Here is a 15,671-nt window from a genome sequence, read left to right as displayed (position 1 = left end):
GGGGGCAACTGCGAAAGCCCGGCCAGTATCCCGTCCCCAACGTTTACGGCGGTGCGGGCGGAGCGCCGAAGAAGCCGATGATCCTGACCAGCCGGCCGTCGGGGCCGAGCTCGCCAAAATCGATCGAGATGTCGCCGCAGCTGCCGTCCGCGCGCACCAGGTGCCAGAGGAAGCGGACCACGTTGTGGTGCGCGTCGATGCCGCTCATGAACTCGAGCCGCGCGCCGGGCCGTGAGGCCTGTGTCGCAGCGATGTGGCGGGCGAGTTCGTTCCGCCCCGTCAGCGAGGCCCTGGGATCGAGATAGACGCCGACGTCACTCCAGCATTGCGCGAGCAGCGCTTGCCGGGCTGCAGCCTCCGGCTCGTTCCATGCCGCCATGTACTGCGTCACGATTTTTGTGATTGCGCTGCCGTCCATGAATACTCCCCGCACGATTGAACGAACGCCAAGTCTTGCAAGCCCTTCGCGGCTTGTCACTTACATCCGAGGTAATTGCCGTTCTGACGTGATGGTCTAGATTGCGGCACATGGGCATACCAAAACAAAATTTGCAGGATGCCGCGGCCGGGCACTTCAGCAGTCTGCTGAAGCATTGGCGCAGCGTGCGCAGACTAACCCAGATCGAACTGGCAAGTGACGCCAACGTATCGGCGCGGCATCTGTGCTTTCTGGAAACCGGCCGGTCGCAGCCGAGCCGCGAGATGGTGCAACTCCTCGGCAGCGCGCTCGATCTGCCGCTCGAGGAGCGCAACGCCTTGCACGTCGCGGCGGGCTTCGTGCCGCCCTACGGCGACAAGGGGCTCGCGGCCGATAATCTTCAGCCGGTGCAGCAGGCGGTGGATTTCATCCTGCGGCAGCAGGAGCCGTATCCGGGGATCGTGGTCGACGGGCACTGGGACGTTCGGATGCGCAACCAAGGGTCCGCGCGCCTGCTCAAGCCGTTTCGTGATTCCTACCGGATGGAAGCCGGCGTTGCCGACAACGCCATGCACGTCGTTTTCCATCCAAAAGGCCTGCGGCAGTTCATCGTGAACTGGGAAGAGTTCGCCGGCCAGATGATCCAGATCCTGCACCGTGACGTCGCACAGGGTAGCCGCGCGGCCGCCCGGCTGTTCGACGAGATCATGGCCTATCCCGGGCTGCCGGCCGAATGGCGGCTTCCGCGCCATTCGCAGGCCAGTTCGCCCGTCATGATCATGCAACTCGCCAAAGGTGATTTACGGCTCGCGTTCTTTTCCACCTTTACGACGCTAGCAATGCCGACGGACGCGGCGCTGCAACAGATCAAGATCGAATGCTTTTTTCCGGCAGACGATGCAACCGCAGAGATGGCGCGCCGGATGGCGCTTTGACAAAAATTGAGGAGATGAAAAATGCAATTGGCAAAACGTGACCATCAATCCGCCGAGACGATGGAAGAATTGCGCGCGTTGAACGCCCGCTTCATCCATAATTTCATCACCAACGACGTGGCCTCGCACGACGCCATCCTGCACCCTGCCTTCATCAGCATCTGGCCGACCGGACAGCGCTGGGATCGCGCGACCTATCTGAAATACTGGGCGACCGCCTTCGATCCGAAACTGATCCCCTACTGGGATGTCCGCGACGAACTCATCACCGTCATCGGCGATGTCGCGCTGGTACGCTCCACCAACAAGGCCACCCGCCGCCGCGACGGCAACGAAGTGACCGGCATGACCATGTACACCGACACCTACCTGTTCGAGAACGGCGCGTGGAAGTGCATCCAGGCTCAGATCCAGACGGTGGCGCCCGAATTCTATCCTGGCGACGATACCATCGTCAGCGTCTACATCGACGGCAAGTTGCAGCCCCGCGCGGCGTGAGTGCCACTTCAGGGTTCGCCTGGGATAGACGGCGCAGCAATGCGCCGCTAACCTGAGGCATCACCCGTGAGGACCAACATGCTCAAGCTCTATTTTGCCCCCGGCACCTGTGCGCTCGCCACCCACATCGCGCTGGCGGAAGCCGGCGCCGACTACACCGCCGAGCGGATCGACTTCAAGACCAACCAGCAGCAAAGTCCGGAATATTTGGCGATCAATCCGAAAGGCCGCGTGCCGGCGCTGGTCACCGATCGCGGCGTCCTGACCGAGAACGTGGCGATGCTGGCCTACATCGCGCAGAGTTTTCCAAAGGCGAAGTTGGCGCCGCTCGATGATCCCTTTGCGTTCGCGCAGGTGCAGGCCATCAACAGCTATTTGTCTTCGACGGTACACGTGGCGCATTCCCATAAGGGGCGTGGCTACCGTTGGGCCACGGAAGAATCCTCCTTCGCCGACATGAAGAAGACGCTTCCGAAAAGCATGGGCGCGGTCTTTGCACTGCTCGAGCAGAAGATGCTCAAGGGCCCATGGATGATGGGCGAGACCTACACGATCTGCGACCCCTATCTGTTCACGCTGACGGGATGGCTGGAAGGCGACGGCGTCGACATGGCGACGCTGCCGAAGGTCGCCGACCATTTCAAGCGCATGAAGGACCGGCCCGCCGTGCAGAAGGCGCTGGCGGAAGAGAAGGTGTGAATTTTCGTCGTCCCGGCCTTGAGCCGGGACCCATACGCCGCGTCCTATCATTAAGGCACACTGGCAGTTGCCTTCCTCAACAAAGGCCGCGACGGATGGGTCCCGACGTTCGCCGGGACGACCGCGAGGGGTGCCCCTACGCCGCCTTCTTTTTCTCCCGCTCCATCTCGCGGCCGATGCCGAGCATGATGTTGCGCAGCCAGATCGAGCCGGGGTCCATCTGGGCGCGGGTCGGGTAGAACATGAACTGCTCGTCGATCCCGGGATCGAACGGCGGGGTGATGGTTACGAGCGACAATTGCCTGGACAAAGCGCCGATCAGGCGGCGCGGCACGAAGGCCACCAGATCCGTGCGCGCGGTGACGTGCAGCGCCTCGATATAGCCGGGCACGACCAGCGCGATCTTCCGTTCGATGCCCTTGGGCCGCAGCCAGATGTCGATCAGATCCTCGCTCTGGCCGCGGATCACAACCGCGACATGCCGCGCGCTGAGGAAGCCGTCGCGCTTTTTCAGTTTGGCGGCGGCGGGATGGCCGCGGCGCACCGCCAGCGCATCGCTGTCGGTGTAAAGGCGCTGGCGGTGAAAGCCGCGGAAGGCGTCGCCGATCGAGATCACGAGATCGAGGGTGCGGGCGAATTCGGCGGTTAAGATTGCAGAGCTCCGCCACGGCACCACGTCGATCCGGACGTTCGGCGCCAGTCCGGTGATCTTCTCCATCAGCGGCGGCATCAGCAGCTCGACCGCGAGATCCGGCATCATCAGGCGAAAATGCCGTTCGCTCCGCGCGGCGTCGAAATCGTCCGATATGAACAGGGAGCGCACCTGGTCGAGCGCCTGCGCCAGCGGGCCGCGCAACGCCAGCGCACGCGGCGTCAGCTCCATGCGGGCGCCGTTCCGCACCAGCAAGGGATCGCCGATCAGGTCGCGCAGCCGCTGCAGCGCGTGGCTGGTGGCCGGCTGCGATAGCCCGATCCGCATCGCGGCCCGGCTGACATTGCCTTCAAGCAGCAGCGCGTCGAGCGCCACCAATAGATTGAGGTCAAGCGAATTCAAATTCATGAGACGAATATATATCATATTCTCTATCGATTGGAAGAATGTGGCTCTGCGCGCGATGATCTGAAACATCAGATCAAAGGAGAAGCCGCCCATGAGCGCCGCCGACAACAAGAAATTGATGGAGACAATTTTCGCCGGCGTTGCCGCCGGCGATCGGACTTCGTTCGCCGATGCCCTGGCCGACGACGTCACCATGACTGTCACGGGCCAGTACTCGTGGTCGCAGACCTTTCACGGCAAGGAATCCGTGCTCCGTGACCTCCACGGCTATGTCTCTTCCCTGTTGAAGCATCGCCGCACCGTTCCGTTCCGGATCATCGCCGACGATGAATGGGTCGCGGTGGAAGCGCGGGGCGACATGGTGACCCACGCCGGCGAGCGCTACGACAATCATTATTGCCTGATCTACCGGATCGAGAACGGCAAGATTCGCGAAATCCGTGAGTACAACGACTCGGCCCTGTGCGAGCGCGTGCTCGGGCCGTTTCCGCAAGCGCGGAAGCTTGCGGGCTAGTGCATTGAGCAGTGTCTGCGCCGGCGACCGGCATCAACAACGCCACGTGCGAACACGCCTGCGTTCGACGCGCGCGGTCATCGCGGCTATCATGGCTCTCGTCCGGGTGTGGCGGGAGCGCCGTCGTTCCCGGCGTCAACTCTCTGTCATGAGCGCGCGCGAACTTGAAGATATCGGACTCTGCCGGCCCGAACTGGGCGGCGAAATCGGCAAGCCGTTCTGGCGGAAATAAAAAAGGGAAGATCGATATGAGCAAGGAAATCTTCAGCCCGGCGACGCTGCCGCCGCCGACGGGCTATTCGCACATCGCCAAGGTCAACAAGGGCACGCTGGTCTATGTGGCGGGTCAGGTCTCGGCCGACGCGTCCGGCAAGATGGTCGGCGAAGGCAATTTCGAGGCTCAGGTCGAGCAGGTGTTCAAGAACCTCACACTCGCGCTGGAAGCGGCCGGTGCCACCATGGCCGACATCGTCAAGCTGAACACCTATCTCGTCGCCGAGGTAAGCCAGGACGACCTGCCGAAAATGCGGGCGATACGCGACCGCTACCTGAACAAGGAAAAGCCGCCCGCGAGCACGCTCGTGGTCGTCAGCCGCCTGGCGCGGCCGGGCTGGCTGATCGAAATCGAGGTGGTGGCGGCGATCGACTAAAGCGTTTTCGAGCGAAGTGGATACCGGTTCGCGTGAAGAAAACGCGTCAAACAAGAACTGCGCATGAATTGAAAACGGCGCCCCAAAGGGCGCCGTTTTGCTTTGGCCAGTTTTTGCGGATCAGGCCGCCTTGGTGGAGAGGTGCTTGAACATGTTGCCACGCGCCTCGTCGTCCATCTCGGCCTTGAAGGTGAACTTGTCTTTCAGCGCGATCGCCTTGGCCGCCGCGGGACGCGCCGATATCTCGTCGACCAGTCGCTTGACGTTGGCGTATTTCGCGGCGGCTTCGTCGTTCATCACGAAGGCGGCCATCCGCGCCCAGCCCCACAGCGCCATGTCTGCAACGGTGTAGGTGTCGCCGACCATATACTTCTTGCCGGCGAGGTGATCGTTCAGCACGGCGTAGTGGCGCTGCGCCTCGAACTGGTAGCGGTTATGGGCATAGTCGTGGTTCTGGTCCTTCGGCGCAAAGTGCTTGAAGTGCACCGCCTGGCCCGAATAGGGCCCGATGCCGGTCGCGACGAACATCAGCCATGAGAGCAGCTGCGCGCGGTTCTGCGGCGTGTTTGATGGCAGGAATTTACCGGTCTTCTCGGCGAGGTAGAGCAGGATGGCGTTGCTGTCGAACACGAGCACGCCGTCGTCGTCGATCGCCGGCACCTTGGCGTTGGGATTGATCTTCAAAAATTCCGGCTTGAACTGATCGCCCTTGCGCGTGTCGACCGCGACCGGCTCGAATGGCTGACCCAATTCCTCGAGGAAGAGCGCGACTTTGGTCGGGTTGGGCGAACCGTTGAAATAGAATTTGAGCATTTTTGGAAAACTCCCTTTTGCTTCTTGCCTGCCAGCGTTGCGAGCCGGGCGCGGGTGACCCTACCGCAGCGCGGCATGTCCATGCTCAAATTTTTGGAAGGAGCGCAACCGACGAGTCCGTGAGGCAGGGCGCGGCGCGGCAAAGATGCCCACCGCGCCGCTCAGCTTAGGTAGAAGCCGATCAGCCGAGGTAGATAAAGCCCACCAGCCCGACGACGATCAATCCCGCACCCGCCAGGTCGATGATGGTTGCGAAACGAATGGCCGACTGCAAGTTCGACGCCTGAATCATCCGCTCCGACCGGCGCGCATAGCCGTGGACGATGATCTGCTGGTTGAAATCGCTGTTCGCTTCCAGCCGCTCGGTCAGGCCGACGCAGATCAGGAGCACGCCGAGGATGACGAAGCCGGGAAAGCCCAGCAGGGTGAATAGCAGCATGGGGGGCACGCCGATCAGAAAGATCGGCAGCAGTGGCAACACCAGTAATGAATCGGATTGGGAGCGCATCGGACGGCTCGCTGCGGCCGAAAATGACGGCCTGTATGGGTGTAAGGAAGTAACTAATATAGCTACGGATCAAGGCGAAACGAGGTGCGGCAGACTGCGAAAATCACAGGGCTGCCATCTCGCAGGCTGCGACGCCGTGGCCAGGTTGAAGGCAGGATGAAAAAAGCCGCAGCGGAGCGTTACCCCGCCGCCATTCCGGAGCGGATCTCGGCGCGCAGCTCGTCGATCAGCTTGAGGCCTTTCTTGGTCTCGACGTGCCAGAAGGTCCAGCCGTTGCAGGCGCCGGAGCCCTGGGCCACCGCGCCGATGCGGTGGATCGAGCCGACCTTGTCGCCGAGCATGATGGCGCCGTCGGCGCGGACCAAGGCGCCGTGGCGCTTCTTGGAATCGACCAGCTTGGTGCCGGGCGAGATCATGCCGCGCTCTATCAGTTCGGAGAACGCCACACGGGGTGCGTCGCGGGCGGTCATGAAGGGCGCCAGCGTCGCCTCGGGCAGCGGTTCGATGGCCGCGATGCGGGCTTCGGCCGCGCTCGCATAGGTCTTGTCGCGCTCGAAGCCGATGTAGCGGCGGCCGAGACGTTTTGCCACGGCGCCGGTGGTGCCGGTGCCGTTGAAGGGATCGATCACGAGATCGCCGGGCTTTGACGACGACAGCAGCACGCGCGCCAAAAGGCCCTCGGGCTTCTGGGTCGGATGCACTTTCTTGCCGTCTTCGCCCTTGAGGCGCTCGTCGCCGGTGCAAAGCGGAATCAGCCAGTCGGAACGCGCCTGCACGTCCTCGTTGGCGGCCTTCAGGGCTTCATAGTTGAAGGTATAGCCTTTTGCTTTCTCGTCGCGCGCCGCCCAGATCATGGTCTCGTGCGCATTGGTGAAGCGGCGGCCGCGGAAATTCGGCATCGGATTGGTCTTGCGCCAGACGATGTCGTTGAGGACCCAGAAGCCGAGGTCCTGCATGATCGAGCCGACGCGGAAAATGTTGTGGTAGGAGCCGATCACCCACAGCGTCGCCGACGGTTTCATGATGCGGCGGCAGGCCAGCAGCCAGGCGCGGGTGAAATCGTCATAGGCGGCAAAGGATGAAAACTTGTCCCAGTCGTTGTTGACGGCATCGACATGGGATTCGTCGGGACGCTTGAGATCGCCCTTGAGCTGCAGATTGTACGGCGGATCTGCGAACACCAGATCGACGGAGCCTGCCGGAAGCTTCGACATCTCGGCGACGCAATCGCCTACGACGATACGAACACTCTCTTCGGACTCGAATTTAGTGCGGGGCGCCCTTGCAGACGCCCCGCGACGCGACTCTACCATGACTCAATTACTCTGACTCAGGCGACGCTGTCGGCGACGCGGGACTAAACAACCGACTGGCGATACATTGACCGGGCAAAGTAAAAATCGACTTAATCAGTATTGCTGCTCGGACAGATTTGCCGGGGCTGATTAGCGTTTAAGCGCACTAAAGCGATTTGCAGCGAGGCCTGTCCCGCACTTGATGCGGGATGGATGCCGGTTCGCGTCAGGAAAACGCGTCAAATCAAGAATCTGGCGCCCCGTTCCGATTCAATCGGAATGGAAACGGCGCTAGGCAATAATTGCCGGGCGGGTTATTGATTAATGGAATGGAAATTTTACGTCTGTGCCGCGTTGGGTATCCAAGGGCAATCCGCCGGGATGAGGAATTTGCGCCATGCGTTACGATGACTTCCGCCGCAGCGACTCTATCGACGACCGTCGCGATGACAGCGGTGGTGGTGGCGGCGGCTTCGGCATTCCGATGGGCGGCGGTGGCGGGCTCGGCATCGGCACCATCATCGTGCTCGGCCTGCTCGGCTATGCCTTCGGCATCGACCCGCGCATCCTGATCGGCGGCGCGGAAATTCTCACCGGCGGCAGCCAGCAGGCGCCGACCTACCAGACCGAGCGCAAGTCGGGCCCGGCCACCACAGGCGCGCCCAAGGACGAGATGGGCAGCATGATCGCCGGCGTGCTCGGCGAGATCGACGATCGCTGGAACGAGATCTTCCAGGCCAGTGGGCAAACCTACAAGGGACCGCGCATCGTGCTGTTCCGCAACGCCACCAATGGCGGGCGCTGCGGCATGGCGCAGTCGGCGATGGGACCGTTCTACTGCCCGCCGGACAAGCAGATCTTCCTCGACACCCAGTTCTTCCGCGACGTCGAGACGAAGTTTCGCGGCTGTTCGGGCAGCTCCTGCAAATTCACCACCGCCTATATCATCGCGCATGAGGCCGGCCATCACATCCAGAACCTGCTCGGCATCCTGCCGCGTGTGCAGCGGATGCAAGAGCAGGCCGGCAGCAAGGCGGAAGCCAACGCGCTGCAGGTCAAGGTCGAGTTGCAGGCGGATTGCCTGTCCGGCGTCTGGGTCAACCGCGAGGAAAAGAAACGTCCGGGCTTCGTCGAACCCGGCGATATCGAAGCCGCGCTGACTACGGCGACCGCGATCGGCGATGACACGCTGCAGCGCAAGGCGACGGGCAGGGTGGTGCCTGATTCATTCACCCACGGCTCCGCCGCACAGCGCAAGCAATGGTTCATGACCGGCTACAAGCAGGGCACCGTGCAGTCCTGCAATACGTTTGCCGCGGGGGCGATGTAGCGCGGCGAGTTGAATTAGCATTGACCGTCATGGCCGGGCATAGGCGAGTGAAGCGACGCCGTCCTTCAGACGGCTATGCCCGGCCATCCACGTCTTTGCTTTTGAGAGACTTTTAAGACGTGGATGCCCGGCACAGGGCCGGGCATGACGAGAAGAAAAAATCATGTCCTCCATTGACGAAACCAAACAATTCGTACCGCTCAATATCGCCGTGCTGACGATCTCGGACACGCGCGCGCTTGCCGATGACAAGTCGGGGGCGACGCTGGCGGAGCGGCTGGTCGCCGCCGGCCATCATCTCGCGGCGCGCGAAATCATCGTCGACGACGTCGATGCGATCCGCGTCATCATCCGAAGGTGGATCGCCGATCCTGGTGTCGATGCCATCATCACGACAGGCGGCACTGGTTTTACCGGCCGCGACGTCACGCCGGAGGCGGTCGAGCCGCTGTTCGAGAAGCGGATGGACGGTTTCTCCACCGCCTTCCACATGCTGAGCTACGCCAAGATCGGCGCCTCGACGGTGCAGAGCCGCGCCACCGCCGGGGTCGCGGGTGCGACCTTCATCTTCTGCCTGCCGGGCTCGCCCGGCGCCTGCCGCGACGGCTGGGACGGCATCCTCGCCGCCCAGCTCGATTACCGCACCCGCCCGTGCAATTTCGTCGAGATCATGCCGCGGCTCGACGAGCATCTGCGCCGCCCAAAGGCCAAGGGAGCGTCGGTGTAGCCGTATCCGTAGGATGGGTAGAGCGAAGCGAAACCCATCATTGCGAGTCCCGGTGTTGCGATGGGTTTCGCTTCGCTCTACCCATCCTACGGACTTCCGTTATTTGCGGGCGATGACCTTGGTCAGCAAAGCCCACAATCCGCGCCACATGTCGCGCCACGCGTCTTCGCGCAGCTGATGCGCTCTCTTGATGTAGAAATCGAGCAGGTCCGGCGTGACGCGCCGCGGCGTGTCGCGACGCCCCGGCTTCACAGTTCGCGTTCCCAGGTCTCGCCAACCAAACTTTGACCAAAACTTCGATGCGGCTCGGTCGCGACCAGCTTAAAGCCGGCGTCCTGATAGATCTTGCGGGCGGCGACCAGGATGCTCTGGGTCCACAGCGTCATCCTGCGATAGCCGGTCGCCCGCGCGAAGGCGACGCATTCGGCGACCAGCTGCTGGCCCAATCGCTGGCCGCGTCCGGCCGGATCGACCAGAAGCAGGCGCAGCTTGGCGACATCGTCGCTATGCTTGACCACAAAGACCGAGCCGACCTGGACGCCGCCCTGCTCGGCAATCCAGCAGCGCTCGCGCGAGGCGTCGAACGAGGTCAGGAATTTCGCCGCGATCTCCGCCACCAGCGCTTCGAACGAGGAGTCAAAGCCATATTCGCTGGCGTAGAAGGCGCCGTGGCTCTGCACCACCCAGCCCATGTCGCCGGGGCGGTGGGTGCGCAGGATCGCTGGCGCCGCCGCGCCTGATACGCCGAGCAGCCGCTCGATCTCGGCCATCGCGCCGACGAGCTTCTGGCTGCCGCCGCGCGGCAACGCGGCCAGCATTGCACCGATGTCGTCCTGCATGCTGCGCTCGAGTTTGGTGAAGGTCTGGCGTCCCTTGGGCGTCAGGGCGAGCCGGAATTGCCGCCGGTCCGCCGGCAGCGGCTTGCGGGTGAGCAATCCATTCTCATCGAAGTTTTGCACGATCCGGCTGAGATAGCCGGCATCGAGCCCGAGTTCGGCGCCGATCTCCTTGGCCGAGAGGTCTTCGCGATAGGCGAGCTCGTACAGCACCCGCGCCTCGCTGAGCGAGAACGGGCTCTTCATGAGTTGCTGGTCGAGCACGCCGAGCTTGCGGGTGTAGAAGCGGTTGAAGGCGCGGACCGCCGCGATCTCTTGGTCGGAATTGTTCTGGGACATGGCGCACCTCAATTATTGCCAATGTCATATAATTATTTGACTTTGGCAAGTATATTCAGGTGCGAACCGAGCCCGGCTACTTTGCATGGGGTTGTTTTCGCGATTTTGTGTCTGAGCCCGCGGTGTCGACGACGCGCGTGAACGCGCTGGCGAAGGCGCCTAGGCTACCACCATGATCCGGCTGCGCAGCATGGTGCGGGAGCGCCGGCCGAGCTGGCGCAGCAGCCGGGCTTCGGAACGGCGGACGTCCGGCCGGTAGCCGCCGAGCCGGTCGTAATGATCGTGCGCAATGAGAAGACCCTGTTCCGCCGAGGGCCCCGTAACCATGCGGGCGATGAATTTGAGGCCATCGCGGAAACTAGCGTCGGAATAAGGCGAGCGGGCATAGCGGAAGATCCCGGCGCGGGGCCGGCCGCTGGCCGCTACACCCTGGATGAATTGCGCGGTCTCTTCGATCCAGCCCGAGTCGAGCACGGCGCCGGCATGCAGGAACATCAGCCAGGGCGAGCGCGCTTGCCGGGCACCGGCGGCGAGCGCCGCGGCACGGCTGCCTTCAAACGCCATGAAGCGGCAGCCCGCTACGTCGGCCACGCGCTCGATCACGCCGTTCGCGGTGCGGTCCACCAGCACCACTTCGCGGATCAAACCGGCGGCGGCTCCCGGCACCAGCGCCGCCAGGGTAGCGACGGCGGGCTGTTCGACGCCTTCGGTCGGGATGATCACGCTCAGCATGACGCTTCGTTGGCTCAAACGGTGAAAAACGCCGCTTGTTATCACCTTGTCACATTCAAAACATCCGTTGCCGTGCAGATTTTTGCGGCAGCCATGCTGTGGATTTTTCAAATGATGTTCTTGATTTGTTCTCAGCGCGTGTTACGTTCCCTGCATGAGCCGAGCATCCTCTCATGCCCTCAAGCACCCGCCGGTCACGGCGCCCTCCGAACCGGCGGGTGCTAATCCTTTTCCTGAGCTGGCGGTCGCGATCGAGCGCGAGCGGCGGCGTGGCCGCGGCGCCCAGTCCAACGACAGCGGCCGCTTCGAGGCCGAAGCCCGCGTCGTCTTCGACGATGGCTGGCAGAGCCTCGAAGACCTGCCGCCGTTCAAGACCACGGTCGGGCTCGACACCTCGCGCAAGGTCATCACCCGCAACGACTCGCCCGATATCGGCTTCGACCGCTCGATCAACCCCTATCGCGGCTGCGAGCATGGCTGCGTCTACTGCTTCGCGCGGCCGACCCACGCCTATCTCGGGCTGTCGCCCGGACTTGATTTTGAAACCCAGCTGCTCGCCAAGCCCGATGCGCCGGAGTTGCTGGAAAAGGAACTGGCGGCATCGGGCTACGAACCGCGCATGATCGCGATCGGCACCAATACGGATCCCTATCAACCCATCGAGCGCAAATACAAGATCATGCGCGGCATTCTCGAAGTGCTGGAACGTGCCGGCCATCCGGTCGGCATTGTCACCAAATCGGCGCTGGTGACGCGCGACATCGACATCCTCCAGCGGATGGCAAAACGCAATCTGGTCAAGGTCGCACTGTCCGTGACGACGCTCGATGCCAAACTCGCGCGCACCATGGAGCCGCGAGCCTCGACGCCGCCGAAGCGGCTGGAGGCGATACGGCAACTGGCGGAGGCCGGCATTCCGGCAACCGTGATGGTCGCGCCCGTGATCCCCGCGCTGAACGATTCCGAGATCGAGCGCATCCTCGATGCCGCGGCGCATGCCGGCGCGAAAGAGGCGAGTTATGTGCTGCTACGGCTGCCGCTGGAAGTGCGCGATCTCTTCCGCGAGTGGCTGATGGCGAATTATCCCGACCGTTATCGCCACGTCTTCACCTTGATCCGCGACATGCGCGGCGGCCGCGACTACGACTCGCAATGGGGAACCCGGATGAAGGGAACCGGGCCGATGGCCTGGATGATCGGACGCCGCTTCGAAATCGCCTGCGAGAAGCTTGGACTGAACAAGCGGCGCCTGAAACTGACGACCGACCATTTCGTCAAGCCGAAGCGAAACGGTCAGCAGTTGAGCTTGTTTTGATTGTGGTAGCGTGAATGCCAGGGAGCGGCAGGATGAGTAACGAGTTGAAGACCCCAATCCCGCGACTGACCGTCATCACGCTCGGCGTGAGCAACATGCGCGCCAGCATCGCCTTTTATGAAGCGCTGGGTTTTGCGCGAAGAATTCGCTCGACCGGCGAGGCGGTCGCCTTCTTCGACACCGGCGGCCCCGTGATCGCCCTGTTCCCGTGGGATCAGCTGGCACAGGACGCAACGCTGCCGGACCATCCGCGGCCCAAGACCTTCCGCGGCGTGACGCTGGCGTGGAATTGCGCCTCACGCGAGGAAGTCGACACCGTGCTGGATTTCGCGATCGCCAAGGGCGCCTCGCTGCTCAAGGCCGCGCATGAGACGGCTTATGGCGGCTACTCCGGATATTTCGCCGATCCCGACAATCACCCCTGGGAAGTCGTGGTCGCCCCCGGCATCGAGGTCGGCGAAGACCGGCGGGTGCATTTGGCGGATTAGGGTCAGTGCCGATCTGTCGTGACTGAATAACGGGAATTGCAGCCGGTTCCCGGTTGCGCGCTGGCGCGTGCTTGCCCACCATCCCGGCATGATTCGGGAAAAATCATCCAGGAAACCAGCGGCCAAGCCGGTCGCCAAATCGGCAAAACTGCCGAAAGGCGTGATCGCGGTGGCACCGCCGAGCTTTCGCCGTGAGCGCGCGCTGATCAAGCGCGGCGTCTGGCCGATCGCCGGTTGCGACGAGGCCGGGCGGGGTCCCCTGGCCGGCCCGGTGGTGGCCGCCGCCGTGATTCTTGATCCCAAACGAATTCCCAAAGGCATCGACGATTCGAAGCGGCTGACGGCGGAGCGCCGTGAGGAACTGTTCGAAGAGATTTGCGCGACCTCGTCGTTCGCGGTCGCCTTTGCCTCGCCGGCGCGTATTGATCGCGACAATATCTTGCGCGCCTCGCTGTGGGCGCTGACGCGCGCCGTGCGCGCGCTGCCGGAAATCCCCAAACATGTGTTCGTCGACGGCCGCGACCGCATCGAGGCGCCGTGCGACTGCGACGCCGTGATCGGCGGCGATGGCATCGTGATGTCGATCGCGGCCGCTTCGATCATCGCCAAGGTGACGCGCGACCGCCTGATGTGCGCGCTGGCGCTGGATTGCCCGGGCTACGGGTTCGAGACCCACAAGGGCTACGCCGTGCCGGAACATCGCGAGGCGCTCGACCGGTTAGGTCCCAGCGTCCACCACCGCCGTTTCTTCGCGCCCGTCATCGCCGCGCGTGAAAAACATCAGCCCGGCACCGTTGAGCCCGATCTGTTCACGGTCGAAACGCAAATCAGCGCTGAGGTTGTGACGACCGCCTAAGGCACTTTGCCTTGACGCGTTTTCTTGACGCGAGCCGGTATCCACCTCGCTTGAAAACGCCATGGTTGCCTCGGCGGCTGGTGCGCTCTATCAAACGTGCTCGGACAGGGCCGGCTCTCGGGATCGGCGCCCGCATCTCGGACGTTTCATGCGTTTCACCTCCCTGGTTGTCGAACTGATCCGCGCCCGGCCGCGGCTGGTGGTCTGGCTCGTGGTGCTGCTGCAGGCGGCAATGTGGCTGATCCTGCCGATGCTGCTCTATCGCAGCCCACCCGGCGATATCGCCACGGTTCTGGCATTCGGCAGGGAATATCAGGTCGGAACCTATTTCGGCCCGCCGCTGGCGTTCTGGCTTGCCGACATCGCCTTCCGCGCGGCCGGCAATCATGTGTTCGGGGTCTATCTGCTCGCGCAGATCTGCGCGGTCGTCACTTTCTGGGGCTTCTATCAGCTCGCGCGCGCCATCGTCGGCGGTCAGCAGGCGGTGCTCGCGGTGCTCTTGAGCATGACGGTGGTGGCCTTCAGCTCGCCCGGCGTCGAATTCGGCCCGCTGGTGCTGGCGCGGCCGCTATGGGCGCTGTTGCTGCTGCATTCCTGGCGATTGATCGGCCAGAACCGGCGCACCGCCTGGTTCGCTTGGTCGATCGAAGCGGGCCTGTTGCTCCTGACGACGTCGGCCGCGCTCGGGCTGTTGCTGCTGATCGCCGGATTTGCCGTCGCCACCGCGCGCGGGCGGCGCACCTTGATGTCGCTGGATCCACTGTATGCGCTGCTGGTGATCGTGGTACTGGTGCTGCCCTATCTGATCTGGGTCGTTCGCGCCGACGTGCTGGCGATGCCCCCCTTGCCGGGTATCGATGATCTCGCGGGCAGGGCGATGCACTGGGGCACCCTGCTCGGCGGCCTGGCGCTGGCGACGGCCGGCATCGTGCTGCTGGTGATCCTCAACTCCGGCGCGTTTGTCCGCAAGGCCGAGGAAGCGCCGATCATCTACCGGCCGCAGATCGATCCCCTGGCGCGCCAGTTCGTCTATACGTTCGCCATCGGCCCGGCGCTGTTTGGCAGCCTGATTGCCGGCGTGTTCAATCTCGAGCGCGTTACCGGCGGCGCCGGCGTTGCCTTGCTGATGTCGGGGCTGGCCGTGATCGTGGCGACCGGCGATCTCGTGTATCTGCGGCGCCAGCGGCTGCTCCGCACGGTCTGGGCCGCGGCAGTCGCAGCCCCGGCTTTCGTGGCCATCGCGGCCACGCTGTTCCTGCCCTGGACCAGCGGCGCCGAAGTGCCGACCTCGCTGCCGGCGCGGACGATCGCGCATTTCTTCGGCGACAGTTTTGAGCGGCGTACCAACCAGCGGCTGCGCGCGGTGGCCGGCGATCCGCAGCTCGCGAGCTTCGTCGCGATGGATAAAGGCCGGCCGCATCTGTTGCTCGACGCCACGCCGGAACGCACGCCGTGGCTTTCGCTCGCAAAATTCAATGAAACCGGCGGCGTCGTGGTCTGGCGCGCATCGGACACGTCAGGCGCGCCGCCTCCCGAGATCGCACTGCGCTTTCCGGGCCTCGTGCCGGAAGTGCCGCGCGCGTTCGAATGGATGGTGAATGGAAGGCAGCCCCTGCTGCGCGTCGGCTGGGCCATCGTGCGACCGAAGGCGCCGTAGG

General features: G+C 63.4%; 20 protein-coding genes. 12 read left to right on the top strand and 8 right to left on the bottom strand.

All coding sequences use genetic code 11. The features are described from left to right. Positions 1-43 precede the first annotated feature (43 nt). Entirely contained in the window at positions 44-418 is a 375-nt protein-coding gene (locus tag JQ597_RS32455; RefSeq protein ID WP_212269497.1) for a nuclear transport factor 2 family protein, read from the bottom strand. Positions 419-528: 110 nt separating this feature from the next. Here JQ597_RS32455 and JQ597_RS32450 point away from each other — a divergent pair, with 110 nt between their 5' ends. The 3 genes from JQ597_RS32450 to JQ597_RS32440 all read left to right on the top strand — a co-directional run bounded on the left by JQ597_RS32450 (position 529) and on the right by JQ597_RS32440 (position 2,550). Further along, complete coding sequence (locus tag JQ597_RS32450; RefSeq protein ID WP_212269496.1) at positions 529-1,353, top strand: helix-turn-helix domain-containing protein; 825 nt, start codon at positions 529-531, stop codon at positions 1,351-1,353. Between the two features lie 21 nt (positions 1,354-1,374). Continuing rightward, entirely contained in the window at positions 1,375-1,851 is a 477-nt protein-coding gene (locus tag JQ597_RS32445; protein WP_212269495.1) for a nuclear transport factor 2 family protein, read from the top strand. Positions 1,852-1,929: 78 nt separating this feature from the next. Further along, on the top strand, positions 1,930-2,550 hold the full coding sequence (locus JQ597_RS32440; RefSeq protein ID WP_212269494.1) for a glutathione S-transferase family protein: 621 nt from the start codon (positions 1,930-1,932) through the stop codon (positions 2,548-2,550). Between the two features lie 136 nt (positions 2,551-2,686). Here JQ597_RS32440 and JQ597_RS32435 read toward each other — a convergent pair whose 3' ends face one another. Beyond that, on the bottom strand, positions 2,687-3,610 hold the full coding sequence (locus JQ597_RS32435) for a LysR family transcriptional regulator (protein ID WP_212269493.1): 924 nt from the start codon (positions 3,608-3,610) through the stop codon (positions 2,687-2,689). Positions 3,611-3,701: 91 nt separating this feature from the next. On the opposite strand from JQ597_RS32435, the gene JQ597_RS32430 reads away from it, so the two are divergent. The 3 genes from JQ597_RS32430 to JQ597_RS32420 all read left to right on the top strand — a co-directional run bounded on the left by JQ597_RS32430 (position 3,702) and on the right by JQ597_RS32420 (position 4,774). After that, entirely contained in the window at positions 3,702-4,124 is a 423-nt protein-coding gene (locus JQ597_RS32430) for a nuclear transport factor 2 family protein (RefSeq protein WP_212269492.1), read from the top strand. A gap of 91 nt (positions 4,125-4,215) precedes the next feature. Next, the gene (locus tag JQ597_RS38160; RefSeq protein ID WP_212269516.1) at positions 4,216-4,356 is read left to right on the top strand and encodes a DUF1127 domain-containing protein; all 141 of its coding nucleotides are present in this window, start codon (positions 4,216-4,218) and stop codon (positions 4,354-4,356) included. Between the two features lie 16 nt (positions 4,357-4,372). Further along, a complete protein-coding gene (locus JQ597_RS32420) occupies positions 4,373-4,774 on the top strand; it encodes a RidA family protein (RefSeq protein WP_212269491.1) in 402 nt (133 codons plus the stop codon). A gap of 120 nt (positions 4,775-4,894) precedes the next feature. On the opposite strand, the gene JQ597_RS32415 is transcribed toward JQ597_RS32420, so the two are convergent. From JQ597_RS32415 to JQ597_RS32405, 3 genes are all read right to left on the bottom strand, one after another. Then, positions 4,895-5,587 (bottom strand): glutathione S-transferase family protein, encoded by a 693-nt coding sequence (locus JQ597_RS32415; RefSeq protein WP_212269490.1) that lies wholly within the window; start codon positions 5,585-5,587, stop codon positions 4,895-4,897. Between the two features lie 181 nt (positions 5,588-5,768). Then, positions 5,769-6,095 (bottom strand): hypothetical protein, encoded by a 327-nt coding sequence (locus tag JQ597_RS32410; RefSeq protein WP_212269489.1) that lies wholly within the window; start codon positions 6,093-6,095, stop codon positions 5,769-5,771. A gap of 179 nt (positions 6,096-6,274) precedes the next feature. Then, the gene (locus tag JQ597_RS32405; protein WP_212269488.1) at positions 6,275-7,408 is read right to left on the bottom strand and encodes a site-specific DNA-methyltransferase; all 1,134 of its coding nucleotides are present in this window, start codon (positions 7,406-7,408) and stop codon (positions 6,275-6,277) included. A gap of 379 nt (positions 7,409-7,787) precedes the next feature. Between JQ597_RS32405 and ypfJ the strand changes: the two genes are divergently transcribed. Beyond that, entirely contained in the window at positions 7,788-8,720 is a 933-nt protein-coding gene (gene ypfJ, locus JQ597_RS32400) for a KPN_02809 family neutral zinc metallopeptidase (RefSeq protein WP_212269487.1), read from the top strand. A gap of 163 nt (positions 8,721-8,883) precedes the next feature. Beyond that, on the top strand, positions 8,884-9,447 hold the full coding sequence (moaB, locus tag JQ597_RS32395) for a molybdenum cofactor biosynthesis protein B (protein WP_212035440.1): 564 nt from the start codon (positions 8,884-8,886) through the stop codon (positions 9,445-9,447). Between the two features lie 99 nt (positions 9,448-9,546). Here the strand turns inward: moaB and JQ597_RS32390 are convergent, their stop codons facing one another. The 3 genes from JQ597_RS32390 to JQ597_RS32380 form a co-directional block, all read right to left on the bottom strand. Then, positions 9,547-9,699 (bottom strand): RSP_7527 family protein, encoded by a 153-nt coding sequence (locus JQ597_RS32390; protein WP_212269486.1) that lies wholly within the window; start codon positions 9,697-9,699, stop codon positions 9,547-9,549. Further along, positions 9,696-10,622 carry a bifunctional helix-turn-helix transcriptional regulator/GNAT family N-acetyltransferase gene (locus JQ597_RS32385; RefSeq protein WP_212269485.1) on the bottom strand — a complete coding sequence of 309 codons (927 nt, stop codon included), beginning with the start codon at positions 10,620-10,622 and terminating at the stop codon, positions 9,696-9,698. Before JQ597_RS32385 ends, JQ597_RS32390 begins: the two co-directional genes overlap by 4 nt. Before the next feature lie 159 nt (positions 10,623-10,781). Next, complete coding sequence (locus JQ597_RS32380; RefSeq protein WP_212269484.1) at positions 10,782-11,354, bottom strand: glycosyltransferase family protein; 573 nt, start codon at positions 11,352-11,354, stop codon at positions 10,782-10,784. A 154-nt stretch (positions 11,355-11,508) separates the two neighbouring features. Between JQ597_RS32380 and JQ597_RS32375 the strand changes: the two genes are divergently transcribed. From JQ597_RS32375 to JQ597_RS32360, 4 genes are all read left to right on the top strand, one after another. Continuing rightward, entirely contained in the window at positions 11,509-12,669 is a 1,161-nt protein-coding gene (locus JQ597_RS32375) for a PA0069 family radical SAM protein (protein WP_212269483.1), read from the top strand. Positions 12,670-12,701: 32 nt separating this feature from the next. After that, positions 12,702-13,157 (top strand): VOC family protein, encoded by a 456-nt coding sequence (locus tag JQ597_RS32370; protein ID WP_212269482.1) that lies wholly within the window; start codon positions 12,702-12,704, stop codon positions 13,155-13,157. 88 nt (positions 13,158-13,245) lie between these two features. Next, positions 13,246-14,013, top strand: a complete 768-nt coding sequence (gene rnhB, locus JQ597_RS32365) for a ribonuclease HII (protein ID WP_212269481.1) — start codon at positions 13,246-13,248, stop codon at positions 14,011-14,013. A 148-nt stretch (positions 14,014-14,161) separates the two neighbouring features. Next, the gene (locus JQ597_RS32360) at positions 14,162-15,670 is read left to right on the top strand and encodes a glycosyltransferase family 39 protein (RefSeq protein ID WP_212269480.1); all 1,509 of its coding nucleotides are present in this window, start codon (positions 14,162-14,164) and stop codon (positions 15,668-15,670) included. Position 15,671 lies beyond the last annotated feature (1 nt).

The organism is Bradyrhizobium sp. AUGA SZCCT0177, assembly GCF_018130125.1.
Taxonomy (GTDB): domain Bacteria; phylum Pseudomonadota; class Alphaproteobacteria; order Rhizobiales; family Xanthobacteraceae; genus Bradyrhizobium.
Note: the sequence above shows the minus strand (reverse complement) of the source record. Positions and strands in the feature narration are given on the sequence as shown.

Coding starts and splice junctions, on each gene's coding strand:
- JQ597_RS32455 (WP_212269497.1), bottom strand. CDS start 418: ATGGACGGCAGCGCAATCACAAAAATCGTGACGCAGTACATGGCGGCA.
- JQ597_RS32450 (WP_212269496.1), top strand. CDS start 529: ATGGGCATACCAAAACAAAATTTGCAGGATGCCGCGGCCGGGCACTTC.
- JQ597_RS32445 (WP_212269495.1), top strand. CDS start 1,375: ATGCAATTGGCAAAACGTGACCATCAATCCGCCGAGACGATGGAAGAA.
- JQ597_RS32440 (WP_212269494.1), top strand. CDS start 1,930: ATGCTCAAGCTCTATTTTGCCCCCGGCACCTGTGCGCTCGCCACCCAC.
- JQ597_RS32435 (WP_212269493.1), bottom strand. CDS start 3,610: ATGAATTTGAATTCGCTTGACCTCAATCTATTGGTGGCGCTCGACGCG.
- JQ597_RS32430 (WP_212269492.1), top strand. CDS start 3,702: ATGAGCGCCGCCGACAACAAGAAATTGATGGAGACAATTTTCGCCGGC.
- JQ597_RS38160 (WP_212269516.1), top strand. CDS start 4,216: ATGGCTCTCGTCCGGGTGTGGCGGGAGCGCCGTCGTTCCCGGCGTCAA.
- JQ597_RS32420 (WP_212269491.1), top strand. CDS start 4,373: ATGAGCAAGGAAATCTTCAGCCCGGCGACGCTGCCGCCGCCGACGGGC.
- JQ597_RS32415 (WP_212269490.1), bottom strand. CDS start 5,587: ATGCTCAAATTCTATTTCAACGGTTCGCCCAACCCGACCAAAGTCGCG.
- JQ597_RS32410 (WP_212269489.1), bottom strand. CDS start 6,095: ATGCGCTCCCAATCCGATTCATTACTGGTGTTGCCACTGCTGCCGATC.
- JQ597_RS32405 (WP_212269488.1), bottom strand. CDS start 7,408: ATGGTAGAGTCGCGTCGCGGGGCGTCTGCAAGGGCGCCCCGCACTAAA.
- ypfJ (WP_212269487.1), top strand. CDS start 7,788: ATGCGTTACGATGACTTCCGCCGCAGCGACTCTATCGACGACCGTCGC.
- moaB (WP_212035440.1), top strand. CDS start 8,884: ATGTCCTCCATTGACGAAACCAAACAATTCGTACCGCTCAATATCGCC.
- JQ597_RS32385 (WP_212269485.1), bottom strand. CDS start 10,622: ATGTCCCAGAACAATTCCGACCAAGAGATCGCGGCGGTCCGCGCCTTC.
- JQ597_RS32380 (WP_212269484.1), bottom strand. CDS start 11,354: ATGCTGAGCGTGATCATCCCGACCGAAGGCGTCGAACAGCCCGCCGTC.
- JQ597_RS32375 (WP_212269483.1), top strand. CDS start 11,509: ATGAGCCGAGCATCCTCTCATGCCCTCAAGCACCCGCCGGTCACGGCG.
- JQ597_RS32370 (WP_212269482.1), top strand. CDS start 12,702: ATGAGTAACGAGTTGAAGACCCCAATCCCGCGACTGACCGTCATCACG.
- rnhB (WP_212269481.1), top strand. CDS start 13,246: ATGATTCGGGAAAAATCATCCAGGAAACCAGCGGCCAAGCCGGTCGCC.
- JQ597_RS32360 (WP_212269480.1), top strand. CDS start 14,162: ATGCGTTTCACCTCCCTGGTTGTCGAACTGATCCGCGCCCGGCCGCGG.